Source organism: Streptomyces sp. NPDC002845 (assembly GCF_053591955.1).
In genome coordinates, this window is sequence record NZ_JBSFUU010000040.1 from 15,244 (window position 1) to 28,248 (window position 13,005).

Sequence of the window (13,005 nt, forward strand, 5' to 3'; positions counted from 1 at the left end):
CTTCCGCCCCACAGGCAGTCATGTGAAACTGGCGTCCCCCACCGCCGTGCGGACCCCCGCACCGACCCCGAGAAGTGCGCCTTGCGTGATCTTCCCCTGCCACTCGCTCTGACCGCGCGTCTGCTGCCGGTCGCCGTACTCGCCTCCGCGGGCTGGGCGTTGACGTCCGGCCCGTTCGCCGCGAGCCCGGCGGCGCAGGACGAGTCGGCCCGGAAGCCGGAGTCCGGGTCGACCTCGGCCCCGTCGACCTCGGCGGCCACGAAGACGTATCCGAAGGCACCGGCGCCCTGCGACAGTCTCGCGGACAAAACGGTCAAATCCCTTGTCCCAGGCGCCAAGGCGGCGGGCAAGGAGATAGCGTCGACCGACAGTTCCGTGCGCCGCACCTGCTCCTGGAACGCGCTCAAGGAGTACGACTACCGCTGGCTCGACGTCTCGTTCGAGATCCGGGACACCGACGCGGAGGCCAAGACCGTCTACGAAAAGCGCGTCGAGGAGAACGGCGGCGGAGGAGCCGTACCCGGTCTCGGCGATTCCGGCTACTCCGTCGTGAACCTCACCACCGAGGACAAGCAGCAGACGCGCGAGGGCGTGGTGATCGCCCGCGCCGCGAACGCCCTCGTGGTCGTCACGTACAACGGCAGCGACTTCGAGACCAAGAAGGCACCCGGCACGGACGAGATCAACAAGGGCGCCATCAAGGCCGCGAAGGAGGCGGTGGCCGCGCTGGAGAAGACCGCCCAGTAGGCGGAACGTCTCTCCAGCGCGGCCACCGGTCCGTTCAGGAGACCTTCTCGCGTTCCCTTCCGCCCATCAGCAGCACGTACAGCAGCAGCGAGGCGCCCAGGCCCACCGCCCAGCCGTAGTCGGCCAGCGGCTTGAGGAACGGGATCAGACCGTCGGCCGGGAAGGGGCCGGCCTTGTTGCCGTCGGCGTCGACGTTGGAGTACGAGCCGCCGACGGCGAGAACGGCACCCACGGCGAAGGCCGCCAGGGCCCGCCAGTTCCAGCCGTTCTCGTACCAGTAGCGGCCGCCCTCGGTGTAGAGGCCGGGCAGGTCCAGCTTGGTGCGGCGGACCAGCCAGTAGTCGGCGATGAGGACGCCGGCCACGGTGCCGAGGAGACCGCCGACGGTGCCCAGCCAGGTGAAGATGTAGATGTCCGGGTTCTCGATCAGCTTCCACGGGAAGATGATCACGCCGACGAAGCAGGCGATGAGGGCCCCGGTGCGGAAGTTGATGAGCTTCGGGGCCAGGTTGGACAGGTCGTACGCCGGGCTGACCAGGTTGGCGGCGATGTTCGTGGACAGCGTGGCGAGCAGCAGGATGAACAGCGCGAAGATCACGCCGACCGTGCTGTCCATCCGGGCCGCGAGCTCGCTCGGGTCCCAGATCGGCTCGCCGTAGACGGCCTGTGCGCCCGAGGTGACCAGCACCGACAGCAGCGCGAAGACGGCCATGGTGGTGGGCAGGCCCAGCGACTGGCCCCACACCTGGGCCCTCTGTCCGGCGCCGAAGCGGGTGAAGTCGGGGATGTTGAGGGAGAGCGTCGACCAGAAGCCGATCATGCCCATCAGCGCCGGGAAGAAGACCTTCCAGAAGTCGGCGCCCCAGCCGAGCTGCGAGGGCTGGTCGAGCAGCGGGCCGAAGCCGCCCGCCTTGTCGGCGATCCAGATCAGCAGGGCCACCGCGCCCGCCAGCATCAGCGGCGCCGCCCAGTTCTCCAGCTTCCGTACCGCCTCCATGCCGCGCAGGATGATGACGATCTCGATAGCGAAGAAGAGCAGGAAGCACAGCCACTGCGTCCACGGGTAGCCGCCGACCTGGCCGGCGTCGGTCCACCAGCTGCCCGCCCCGAACATCTTCCCGGCGAGGAAGAAGATGGACTGGCCGCCGATCCAGGTCTGGATGCCGAACCAGGCACAGGCCACCAGGCCGCGCAGCAGCGCGGGGAGGTTGGCTCCGCGCAGCCCGAAGGAGGCGCGGGCCAGCACGGGGAACGGGATGCCGTACTTGGGCCCGGCGTGGCCGGTGAGCAGCATCGGAAACAGCACGATGATGTTGCCGAGCGCGATGGTGAGAACGGCCTGCTTCCAGTCCATGCCGAGTGCGACCAGGCTGGCGGCGAGCGTCCACGACGGGACGTTGACCGCCATGCCGATCCACAGCGCGGCGAAGTTGTACGTCGTCCAGCGCCGCTCGGCGACGGGGACCGGAGCCAGGTCCTCGTTGGCGTAGCGGCTGCCGGCCGGTATGGCGTCGGCGGGGAGTTCTATGCGGCCGCTGGGGTCGGCGGTCTGCGTGGTGGGCGACCCCGTGGGAGCTGTTTCGGTCATGGGCAGGCCAATCGATAAGGCGGGACGGGGAGGAAAGGCCGTGCGGGGCCTTGGGCCCCTCCCCGGGACGCGGGGAGGGAGAACAAGGTGGGGGGTCTGTGTTGAGCGGTGCCTTACGTGGAGTTCGGTGCCTTACATGCAGTGGTCAGGAGTTGACCGCCGGGATGACCGTCTCGCCGTACGCGTCGATCACGGCCTCCTGGGCGTCGTGCATGTCGTAGACGGCGAACTGGTCGACGCCCAGTGCGCGCAGCGCGTTCAGCTTCTCGATGTGCTGCTCGGGGGTGCCGATGAGGCAGAAGCGGTCGACGATCTCGTCCGGCACGAACTGGGTGTCGGGGTTGCCGCTGCGCCCGTGGTGGGCGTAGTCGTAGCCCTCGCGGGACCTGATGTAGTCGGTGAGTTCCTGCGGGACCATGCCGCCGTCGGTGCCGTACTTGGAGACGAGGTCGGCGACATGGTTGCCGACCATCCCGCCGAACCAGCGGCACTGTTCGCGCGCGTGGGCGAGCGCCTGAGGCGAGTCGTCGGCGGTGACGTAGGCGGGCGCGGCCACGCAGATCTTGACCTCGTCAGGGTCGCGTCCGGCGGCGACGGCGGCGTCCTTGACGGCCTTGACCATGTACTCGGTCAGGTAGAGGTCGGCGAGCTGGAGGATGAAGCCGTCGGCCTCCTCGCCGGTCATCTTCAGGGCCTTGGGGCCGTACGCGGCCATCCAGACCGGGAGTTCGGCACCGGGCTTGATCCACGGGAACCTGACGACCGTGCCGCCGAGGTCGGCCTCGTCGCCCCGGCCCAGCGCGCGGATGACCTTCATGGCCTCGCTGATGCGGGCCAGCGTGTTGGGCTTGCGGCCCGCGACGCGCATCGCCGAGTCGCCGCGCCCGATGCCGCACACGGTGCGGTTGCCGAACATGTCGTTGAGCGTGGCGAAGGTCGAGGCGGTGACCTCCCAGGTGCGGGTGCCCGGGTTGGTGACCATGGGGCCGACCGTCAGTTTCTCGGTGCTGGAGAGGATCTGGCTGTAGATCACGAACGGCTCCTGCCACAGCACGGCGGAGTCGAAGGTCCAGCCGTGGGTGAAGCCGTTGTTCTCGGCCCGCTTCATCAGCTCGATGACACGCGAGGCCGGCGGGTCCGTCTGCAGGACGAGTCCGAAGTCCATGTGCGTCGCCACTCCTAGTTCAAGTACTGGCAGGTGGAGCGGGGGGTGTAGACGCCGTGCCCGGCGCGTCCGGTGAACTCCCGCTCGGTGATGACGAGTTCGCCGCGCGAGAGGACCGTCTCGACCCGGCCGGTGGTGCGCTTGCCCTCGTACGCCGAGTAGTCGACGTTCATGTGGTGGGTCTCGGCGGACATGACCTGCTCGGCGCCCGGGTCGTAGATGACGACGTCGGCGTCGGCGCCCGGGGCGATGGTGCCCTTCTTCGGGTACAGGCCGAACATGCGGGCCGGGGTCGCGCAGGCGATCTCGATCCAGCGGCGGCGCGAGATGTGCCCGTCGACGACGGCCTGGTGGAGCAGGTCCATGCGGTTCTCGACGCCCGGGAGACCGTTGGGGATCTTCGAGAAGTCGCCGCGGCCCAGCTCCTTCTGGCCGGTGAAGCAGAAGGGGCAGTGGTCGGTGGAGACCACCTGGAGGTCGTTGGTGCGCAGGCCCTTCCACAGGTGAGCCTGGTGCTCCTTCGGGCGCAGGGGCGTGCTGCACACGTACTTCGCGCCCTCGAAGTCGGGTTCGGCCAGGTTGTCGGTCGACAGGAACAGATACTGCGGGCACGTCTCACCGAAGACGTTGAGCCCCTCGTCGCGCGCCCTGGCCAGCTCGGCGACTGCCTCCATCGCCGAGACGTGCACGACGTACAGGGGCGCACCGGCCACCTGGGCGAGCTTGATGGCGCGGTGGGTGGCCTCGGCCTCCAACAAAGCCTTCCGCACTTCGCCGTGATAGCGCGGGTCGGTCTCGCCACGGGCCAGCGCCTGCTCCACCAGCACGTCGATCGCGATGCCGTTCTCCGCGTGCATCATGATCAGGCCGCCGTTCTCGGCGGAGCGCTGCATGGCGCGCAGGATCTGGCCGTCGTCGCTGTAGAAGACGCCCGGGTAGGCCATGAACTGCTTGAAGGAGGTGACGCCCTCCTCGACCAGCAGGTCCATCTCCTTGAGCGTCTCCTGGTTGACGTCGGAGACGATCATGTGGAAGGCGTAGTCGATGGCGCACTTGCCGTCGGCCTTGGCGTTCCAGGCGTCGAGGCCCTCGCGCAGTGTGTGGCCGACGCTCTGCACCGCGAAGTCGATGATGGTGGTGGTACCGCCCCAGGCCGCCGCCCGCGTCCCGGTCTCGAAGGTGTCCGCGGCGAAGGTGCCGCCGAACGGCAGCTCCATGTGGGTGTGCGCGTCGACGCCGCCCGGGATCACGTACTTCCCGGTGGCGTCGACGGTGTGCTCGGCCGTCCAGGACTCGGCGGCCGGGGTGCCGCTCGCGGCGAGGGCGGCGATGCGGCCGTCCTCGATCAGGACGTCTGCGTGCATCTCGTCGGACGCGGTGATGACGAGACCACCGCGGATGAGGGTACGGCCGACCATGGGTTCACGCTCCGTTCGGTTGTCGGAAAAGTACCGGTCGTCGGTGGCTGGTCGCGCAGTTCCCCGCGCCCCTTGAAAGCACGGGGCGCGGGTAGTGCGTTGTTACGGCGCTGTCAGCGGGTCGTACGCCTCGGGACGGCGGTCCCGGAAGAACTGCCAGCGGTCGCGCACCTCGCGCAGCTTGGCCATGTCGAGGTCGCGGACGACGAGTTCGGTCTCCTTGTCGCTCGCCACCTCGCCCACGAACTGGGCCTCCGGGTCCACGAAGTACGAGGTCCCGTAGAAGTCGTTGTCGCCGAGGTCCTCGACACCGACCCGGTTGATCGCGCCGATGAAGTACTCGTTGGCGACGGCCGACGCCGGCTGCTCCAGCTGCCACAGGTAGCGGGAGAGGCCGCGCGAAGTGGCCGACGGGTTGAACACGATCTCGGCGCCCGCGAGACCGAGGGCGCGCCAGCCCTCCGGGAAGTGGCGGTCGTAGCAGATGTAGACGCCGATCTTGCCCACGGCGGTGTCGAAGACCGGCCAGCCCACGTTCCCCGGGCGGAAGTAGAACTTCTCCCAGAAGCCGGGGACCTGCGGGATGTGGTGCTTGCGGTACTTGCCGAGGTACGAGCCGTCGGCGTCGATCACGGCCGCGGTGTTGTAGAGGACGCCGGGCTGCTCCTCCTCGTACATCGGCAGGACGAGGACGATGCCCAGTTCCCTGGCGAGCGCCTGGAAACGCTTGACGATGGGGCCGTCCGGGATCTGTTCGGCGTACTCGTAGAACGCCTTGTCCTGGACCTGGCAGAAGTAAGGCCCGTAGAACAGTTCCTGGAAGCACAGGACCTGAGAACCCTGCGCGGCCGCGTCGCGGGCCGCCTGCTCGTGTACCTGGATCATCGATTCCTTGTCGCCGGTCCATGCGGTCTGGAAGACGGCGGCGCGGATCACCCGGTTCCTGATGGGGTACGCTGTTTGCGGTGCGTTGCGAGAATCAAGCACGTGCTACCTCCGATCTTGTTTCAAGATCCCGGGCTGGTTCCAACCCGGCTGGTGTTGATCGCGTAAGACTCGGCAGCTTGTTGAGCCAACGAGCGGCGTGAGCCAGGAATCCCGCTAGCCTCGGCTGGGGGGAGGGTTCAATCTGCTCATCGGGACCTCTGGTCGCTCGGTGTGCTGGGGCGGACGTGGGCGATGCCGTCGTCCGCCCCAGGAGCCTATGAAGTCCGCAAGCTGTCTCTGAGTTGCACCGTGTCACGTCTGCGGGCGCCCGGCGTTCCACGGTGTCACTCTCGCGTGGGCCCATGTTTCACCGCCGTTTTCCCAAGTCCTGCCATGTTTCAGTTCTGTTGCGCGTCGTGTGCGAGGAGCGCGATGTGCACGGACGCGGCCTGCTCGAAGTCGTCGAGGTCGACGCCGAGGCGGGCCTGGATCGCCTCCAGCCTGCGGTACAGCGCGGGCCGGCTGACGTGGTGCAGCTGGGCCGTGCGGGACTTGTTGCGGCCGGTCGCGAGATACGTCCGCAGGACGGGCAGCAGGTCCTGTTCGGCCGTCCCGTCGCCGGACAGCAGCCCGTCCAGCTCCCGTTCGGCGAAGGCCTGGACGTGCGGGTCGTCGCGCAGCAACCGGATCAGCCCGCGCAGATGGACGTCCCTGAGGCGTACGACCACGGGCAGGTCGAGGCCGGTCGAGCCCTGGGCGACCGCGTCGGCGACGTGCTGGGCCTCGCGCAGCCCGGCGGGCACGTCCTCCCAGGCGGTACGGGCGTCGGCGGCGGCCACGACCGTCCTGCCCACCCCGGACTCCGCGCGCAGCCGGGTCGCGAAGTGGGCCGCGAGCGCCTCGGCGTCCTGGTCCCGGGCGAGGCTGACCAGGACGGCGGTGGCGCCCTCGCCGAGCTCCGCGACGAGCCCTTGCAGCCCCACCATCCGCAGGACGCGGTCGAGCCCGGCCGGATCGCCGTCCCGGACGACGAGCGGCACGAAGGTCCGCCGGTTGACGGGCAGTCCGGCGGCCCGTGCGCGGGGCAGGAGCTGCCGGGCCGGTACGACACCGGAGACCAGGTCGGTCAGCAGGCCCTGCGCGGACTGCTCCTCCCAGCTGTGCGCCGCGCCACCGCCGAGCATGCGGTGCAGGACGAGCGCCTCGGCCGCACGGTCGGCGAGCAGCCGCCCGGTGGCGCTGTCGCCTCGGTACCCGCACAGCACGATCCGCCCCCAGCGCTCCCCGCGTCCGCCGAGCTCGGCCCGTACCCAGCCGTCGCCCTCGTTGCCGCCCGCCTGCCGGGAGATGCGCTCCCAGTCGCGCAGCACGTCGTCGACGGCGGACCGCTCCCCCGCCGTGGCGAGGACCCGGTGGGCGAGGTTGGTGACGACGACGGGGCAGGCGGCGTGCTGGGCGATCTCGTCGAGCAGCCGTTGCAGCGGGGCGCCCGCGGTGATGAGCCCGGTCAGCGTCGTCCGTACCGCCTCGGACAGACTGACGGCCGCGAACTTCCTTCGTACGAGCCGGGACTGGACCTCCTCGGTCAGGTCGGCGAAGGGGAACGGCCGGTGGAGCACCACCATGGGCAGCCCGCACCGCTCGGCCGCCCGGCGCATCACGTCGGGCGGTGTGGGAAAGGCGCGGCCGAGTCCGAGGACGACGGCCGCGGCCTCGGCGCGGTGCAGCGAGCGGATGTACTCGGCCTGGGCGTCCGTGTTCCCGGCGAGCAGCACCCCGGTGGTGAGCACCATCTCGCCGCCGCTGAGCATCACGCCCACGTCGGCGGCCTCGGCGACGTGCACCCAGCGCACGGGCCGGTCGAGCTGGCCCGCCCCGGCCACCACCTCGGGCTCTCCGGCGAGAACCCGGTCCAGGGTGAGGACCTGGCGCACCGACAGGGCGGGTTCCAAGGTGGTGGTCATGACATGTTCCCTTGCTCGGGCCTTACTGGACGCTCCTCAGGGCGCGTTCGAGGATCTCGGCGCCCTCCTCCGCCTCGGCGACGGTCAGCGACAGGGGCGGGGCGACGCGCAGTGCGCTGGTGTTGTGTCCGCCTCCCTTGCCGATCAGCAGGCCTTCCGCGCGGGCGGCTTCGAGTACGGCGGCGGCCGCGTCCGGGTTCGCTTCGTCCGTGCCGGGTTTGACCAGCTCGACGCCGATCATGAGCCCGCGGCCCCGCACCTCCCGTACGACGGGCAGCTGCGCGCCGATCGCCCGCAGCCGTTCGAGGAGCAGCCCGCCGACGCGCCGGGCGTTGCCCTGGAGGTCGTGCTCCACCAGATAGGTGAGGTTGGCGAGCCCGGCCGCCATGGTGATCTGTGTGCCGCCGAAGGTCGAGATGGAGTTGGAGTCCAGGCAGTTCATGATCTCGGCGCGGGCGACGACACCGCCGATGGACATGCCGTTGCCGATGCCCTTGGCGAAGGTGAGGATGTCCGGCGGCCCGTTCTCGCCGTGTGCCTGCCAGCCCCAGAAGTGGTCGCCGGTGCGGCCCCAGCCGGTCTGCACCTCGTCGGAGATCCACAGCGCACCGTGCCGCTGGAGCACCTCGCGGAAGGCCGCGTACAGTCCGTCCGGCGGTGAGGTGAAGCCTCCGACGCCCTGGATCGGCTCGGCGATCAGGGCGGCGGGCGGGCGGACATGGCCGAGCAGGTCCTCCAGGTCGGCGACGCAGGCCGCGATGAAGTCGGCGTCGCTCAACTCCGCATACGGGCCGCGCGTCCGCACGCCCCCGTGGACGTACAGCGTCTGGAGCGGTGACAGCGAGGTCGGCGACCAGCCCTTGTTGCCGGTGATGCCGACCGTGCTGAACGACCGCCCGTGGTAGCTGTTGCGCATGGCGAGGATCTGGTTGCTGCGGCGGTACGTCGTGGCCAGCAGCAGCGCGGTGTCGTTGGCCTCGGTGCCGGAGGTGGTGAAGAACACGCGCGCGTCCGGGATGCCCGACAGCTGGGCGATCCGCTCGGCGAGTTCGACCATCGGCCGGTTGAGGTACAGGGTCGACGCGTGGATGATCCGCCCGGCCTGCTCGCTCACCGCCTTGGTGACCTCGGGCAGGGCGTGCGCGGTCATCGTGGTGAGGATGCCGCCGAAGAAGTCGAGGTACTTGTTGCCCTCCGCGTCCCACACATGGCGTCCCTCGCCGTGCGTGAGCTCCATCGGGTCGGCGTAGTAGAGCGCCAGCCAGTCGGGCAGAACGGCGCGGTGGCGGTCGTACAGGTCGCTCACGGCTGTACCAGTCCTTCGTACGCGTCCGGTCGGCGGTCCCGGTAGAACGCCCACTGCTGCCGGACTTCCTCGATCAGGTCGAAGTCGAGGTCCCGGACGACGAGTTCCTCGCTCTTGTCGCTGGCGACCTCGCCGACGAACTGCCCACGGGGGTCGACGAAATAGCTCGTCCCGTAGAAGTCGTTGTCCCCGTACTCCTCCTGCCCGACCCGGTTGATCGCGGCGATGTAGTACTCGTTGGCGACCGCCGCCGCGGGCTGCTCCAGCTGCCAGAGGTAGGCGGACAGGCCACGGGAGGTGGCGGACGGGTTGTAGACGAGCTGGGCGCCGTTCAGGCCGAGCTGGCGCCAGCCCTCCGGGAAGTGGCGGTCGTAGCAGATGTAGACGCCGACCTTGCCGACGGCGGTGTCGAAGACGGGCCAGCCCAGGTTCCCCGGTTTGAAGTAGTACTTCTCCCAGAAGCCCTTGACCTGCGGGATGTGGTGCTTGCGGTACTTGCCGAGGAAGGTGCCGTCGGCGTCGATCACGGCCGCGGTGTTGTAGTAGAAACCGGACTGCTCGACCTCGAAGACCGGGACGACGATCACCATGGCGGTTTCGCGGGCCAGTTCCCGCATACGAGTGACGGTCGGCCCGTCGGGCACGGGTTCGGCCCAGTCGTAGTGCTCGGGTTCCTGGACCTGGCAGAAGTAGGGGGCGTTGAAGACTTCCTGGAAGCCGATGACCTTGGCACCCTGCCGGGCCGCCTCCCGGGCGTGCTCCACGTGCTTGGCGACCATGGATTCGGTGTCGCCGGTCCAGGTGGCCTGGACCAGAGCGGCGCGTACGACGTTGGCCATGTGAGCTGCTCCTTCGACGGGAACGTCAGAGAGCCTCTACGCCCGTAGATGCAGGCTGTAGAGGCTTGAACGTAAGCCTCGTCGACGTGCTGGGCAAGACCATCGTCGTTAACCGGGCGAGTCGATCACGTTTCTTACTCCTCCGAGTGACCGTCCGGGCCGCCGGGGTACGCGTATCGGGTGCGGCCGACGGGCTCAGGCGGTGAAGCCGGCGACCCGCAGGGCGTGCACCAGGTCCCAGTAGCGGTCCTCCGAGACACCCCGGGCCGCGTTCAGGAGGAGGGGCCCGAGGCGCTGCGGGTCCGGTTCCACACTGCGGGCGGCTTCTTCGGGTGTACGGACGCGTACGTACGCGTCGAGGAGCGCGCGCACCTCACGCTCACGCCCCTCGCGGGCGAGGCCGAGCACGGCGGTGCCGATCTCGGCGGCCGGGCGGGCGACGCCCTGCCGCAGCATCTGCTCGCCGTCCGTGGTGCGGCCCGCGGCCGCGAGGGCGTCCGCGGCGGCGACCAGCCGGTCGGCGGGCAGCGAGGCGGCCTCCCAGAGCAGGGTGGCCCAGTCGGCTCCGAGGCCCGCGCGGTGCAGTTCGGCGGCGAGCAGCGGGAAGCGGGCGGGGGGCCAGTAGGCGGCCTCGACCAGCAGGGCGTGCGCCTCGCCGCTGCGGCGCTCGCCGCGCAGCCGCATCAGCCCCTCGACGGTCGCCACCGTCTCCCGGCGCGCCTCATCGTCCAGCGGCTCCCGGGCGGGCGGCGTCCGGGGCCGCTCGGCCTCTTCGGTCACCCCGGCGAACCTGGCGCCTCGGGGGGTGCGGGCCTTCGGCGCGACTGGGGCGGGCGCCGTTTCGGGGACCCCTACGGGCGGGGCGGCATCTTCGACGTCCATCGCGCCGGCGAAGCGGGCGCCGCCTCGGGGGCGGCGTTTGGTGCGTTGCTTGGCGGGGCGGGGGGCGGGCTCGGGGGCGGCCTGGGGCTCGGGGTCGGGTTCGGGTTCGGGGGCGGTGTGCGTGGGCCGGTCGGCGTCAGGGGCGGCTGTCCGCGCGTGGCGGTCCGGCGTCCGGTTCGTACGTCCGTCGTGGTCCCACCCCGCCTCCGTACGGGCGTCGGGTTCCGGCACCCGGAAGGCGTCGCCGGCGTCTCCGTCCGCGAGGTGCGGTCCGCCCATGGCAGGGGTGCGGAGGGCGCGGCGGTCGATGTCCTCCACACGGGCGCGGATCTCGGCGCAGCGGGCGGTGGCGCGCTCGTGGTCGTCATGGGCCCAGGCCAGGTCGAGGCGAATGGACTCGGCCTCCTGCCGCGTGGTGGCCGAGTGGAGCCGGCGGTTCAGTTCGGCGGTGCGCTCGGCGGCGTAGCGCTGTTCGCGGATCATCACGTCGAGACGGTCACCGAGGGCGTCGCGGGCGCCGGGGCGGGAGTCGTATGCGGCGAGGGAGGCGCGGTGCAGGGCGTAGGCCCGTTCGGTCTCCTGGGCGGCGGCCGCGGGGCCGTACGCCGCGGCGAGGTCCGTCAGGAGCGCCTCCACGACGTCCCAGGGCGGGACCTCCCGGCCGTCGAGACAGGCGCGCATTCCGTCGGCGTCACGCTGCCAGAACACCGCGCACCAGCCGGTGCTCTGGTCGAGCCGCGTCAGCAGCTTGTTCAGGTAGCTCGCGAACTCCCGCACCCTGCCCGGGAGTTGATCCACTGCCATCGCCACAACTCCCGCCAGACTGGAGCACTCCGGTTCGCCAGACAACACCAGCCGTGTTACGGACGCGCTACGAGGAGTTTTCGGAGTGGGCGCAGAGTGCTGTACGGGGTCAACCGACGCCTGTGCGTTACCTCTTCGCGATCAAGCCGGGCACGCTGACCGGGGTCGATCCCGACCGGGTTCGATTCAGACCGGGTTCGATTCAGACTCCGGCCAGGGCGCACTGTCCGGCGAGGTCGTCCATGGACAGGCCGAGGGCGCGCGCGAGGGCCGCGACCGTGAAGAAGGCCGGGGTCGGGGCCCGGCCGGTCTCGATCTTGCGGAGCGTCTCCGCCGAGAGCCCGGCGCTGGCGGCCACCTCCGCCATGCTCCGCCCGCCGCGGGCCTCGCGCAGCAACTTCCCGAGCCGCTCGCCGCGTTCACGCTCTTCGGGGGTGAGAGGGGTGCGCACCATGACCCCATTCTAATACCGACCCCCACACATCGGACCGGTATAATAATTGGGCGTCGACCGGTATAGTAATTGGCATGGTGGAACTGAAGACGGATGCGTCCATCGACGCGATGTACGAAGCCGGGCAGGTCGTGGGGCGTGCGCTCACGGCCGTACGGAAGGCCGCCGGCGTGGGGGGCTCCCTGCCGGAGCTGGACGAGGTGGCGCACGATGTGCTGCGGGAGGCGGGCGCGGCGTCCCCCTTCCTCGGCTATCACCCCTCCTTCGCACCCACCCCCTTCCCGGCGGTGATCTGCGCCTCCGTGAACGACGCGATCGTGCATGGCATCCCGACCGCGTACCGGCTGCGGGACGGCGACCTCGTCTCCGTCGACTTCGGCGCCGAACTGTGCGGCTGGGTCGGCGACTCGGCGATCAGCTTCGTCGTGGGCGAGCCGCGCGTGGCCGACCTGCGCCTCATCGAGACCGCCGAACGCGCCCTCGACGCGGGCATCGAGGCCGCCGTCGTCGGCAACCGCATCGGCGACATCGCCCACGCCATCGGCTCCGTGTGCCGCGCGGCCGGGTACGGCATCCCGGACGGCTTCGGCGGCCACGGGATCGGCCGCCGCATGCACGAGGACCCGCCGGTGCCGAACGAGGGCCGCTCCGGCCGGGGGTTGCCCCTGCGGCACGGGATGGTGCTGGCCATCGAGCCCATGGTGATCGGGGGCGGCACGGACGGATTCCACGCGGCACCGGACGGGTGGACCCTGCGCACGGACGACGGTTCCCGGGCGGCGCACGCGGAGCACACGGTGGCCATTACGGAGGCGGGGCCGCGGGTGCTTACGGAGAGGTAGCGCTCCGCTGGGGGGCAGGACACCACGGGCCGTCTTGCGGGTACGGGCTGGGGCTGGTCCTACCCCGCG

General features: G+C 70.3%; 11 protein-coding genes. 2 read left to right on the forward strand and 9 right to left on the reverse strand.

The window, feature by feature from the left end; genetic code table 11:
• Window positions 1-81: 81 nt before the first annotated feature.
• Window positions 82-747: a hypothetical protein gene (locus ACWD3C_RS26875; protein WP_451148189.1), complete on the forward strand. Its 666-nt coding sequence runs from the start codon at window positions 82-84 to the stop codon at window positions 745-747.
• Window positions 748-781: 34 nt separating this feature from the next.
• Here ACWD3C_RS26875 and ACWD3C_RS26880 read toward each other — a convergent pair whose 3' ends face one another.
• The 9 genes from ACWD3C_RS26880 to ACWD3C_RS26920 form a co-directional block, all read right to left on the reverse strand.
• Window positions 782-2,335, reverse strand: a complete 1,554-nt coding sequence (locus tag ACWD3C_RS26880; RefSeq protein WP_451148191.1) for an NCS1 family nucleobase:cation symporter-1 — start codon at window positions 2,333-2,335, stop codon at window positions 782-784.
• Window positions 2,336-2,480: 145 nt separating this feature from the next.
• Window positions 2,481-3,500 (reverse strand): TIGR03842 family LLM class F420-dependent oxidoreductase, encoded by a 1,020-nt coding sequence (locus ACWD3C_RS26885; RefSeq protein WP_451148193.1) that lies wholly within the window; start codon window positions 3,498-3,500, stop codon window positions 2,481-2,483.
• Between the two features lie 14 nt (window positions 3,501-3,514).
• Window positions 3,515-4,918, reverse strand: coding sequence for a dihydropyrimidinase (gene hydA, locus ACWD3C_RS26890; protein WP_451148195.1), 1,404 nt, complete (start codon window positions 4,916-4,918; stop codon window positions 3,515-3,517).
• 102 nt (window positions 4,919-5,020) lie between these two features.
• Window positions 5,021-5,854, reverse strand: a complete 834-nt coding sequence (locus ACWD3C_RS26895; protein WP_451148196.1) for a nitrilase-related carbon-nitrogen hydrolase — start codon at window positions 5,852-5,854, stop codon at window positions 5,021-5,023.
• Window positions 5,855-6,243: 389 nt separating this feature from the next.
• On the reverse strand, window positions 6,244-7,809 hold the full coding sequence (locus ACWD3C_RS26900) for a PucR family transcriptional regulator (protein ID WP_451148198.1): 1,566 nt from the start codon (window positions 7,807-7,809) through the stop codon (window positions 6,244-6,246).
• Between the two features lie 22 nt (window positions 7,810-7,831).
• Window positions 7,832-9,115, reverse strand: a complete 1,284-nt coding sequence (locus ACWD3C_RS26905) for an aspartate aminotransferase family protein (protein WP_451148200.1) — start codon at window positions 9,113-9,115, stop codon at window positions 7,832-7,834.
• Entirely contained in the window at window positions 9,112-9,954 is an 843-nt protein-coding gene (locus ACWD3C_RS26910; protein WP_451148202.1) for a nitrilase-related carbon-nitrogen hydrolase, read from the reverse strand. The genes ACWD3C_RS26905 and ACWD3C_RS26910 overlap by 4 nt, the downstream gene beginning before the upstream one ends.
• A gap of 195 nt (window positions 9,955-10,149) precedes the next feature.
• Window positions 10,150-11,640, reverse strand: coding sequence for a hypothetical protein (locus tag ACWD3C_RS26915; RefSeq protein WP_451148204.1), 1,491 nt, complete (start codon window positions 11,638-11,640; stop codon window positions 10,150-10,152).
• A gap of 202 nt (window positions 11,641-11,842) precedes the next feature.
• The gene (locus ACWD3C_RS26920) at window positions 11,843-12,094 is read right to left on the reverse strand and encodes a helix-turn-helix domain-containing protein (RefSeq protein ID WP_451148206.1); all 252 of its coding nucleotides are present in this window, start codon (window positions 12,092-12,094) and stop codon (window positions 11,843-11,845) included.
• A gap of 74 nt (window positions 12,095-12,168) precedes the next feature.
• On the opposite strand from ACWD3C_RS26920, the gene map reads away from it, so the two are divergent.
• A complete protein-coding gene (gene map, locus ACWD3C_RS26925; RefSeq protein ID WP_451148208.1) occupies window positions 12,169-12,936 on the forward strand; it encodes a type I methionyl aminopeptidase in 768 nt (255 codons plus the stop codon).
• The last annotated feature ends 69 nt before the right edge of the window (window positions 12,937-13,005 follow it).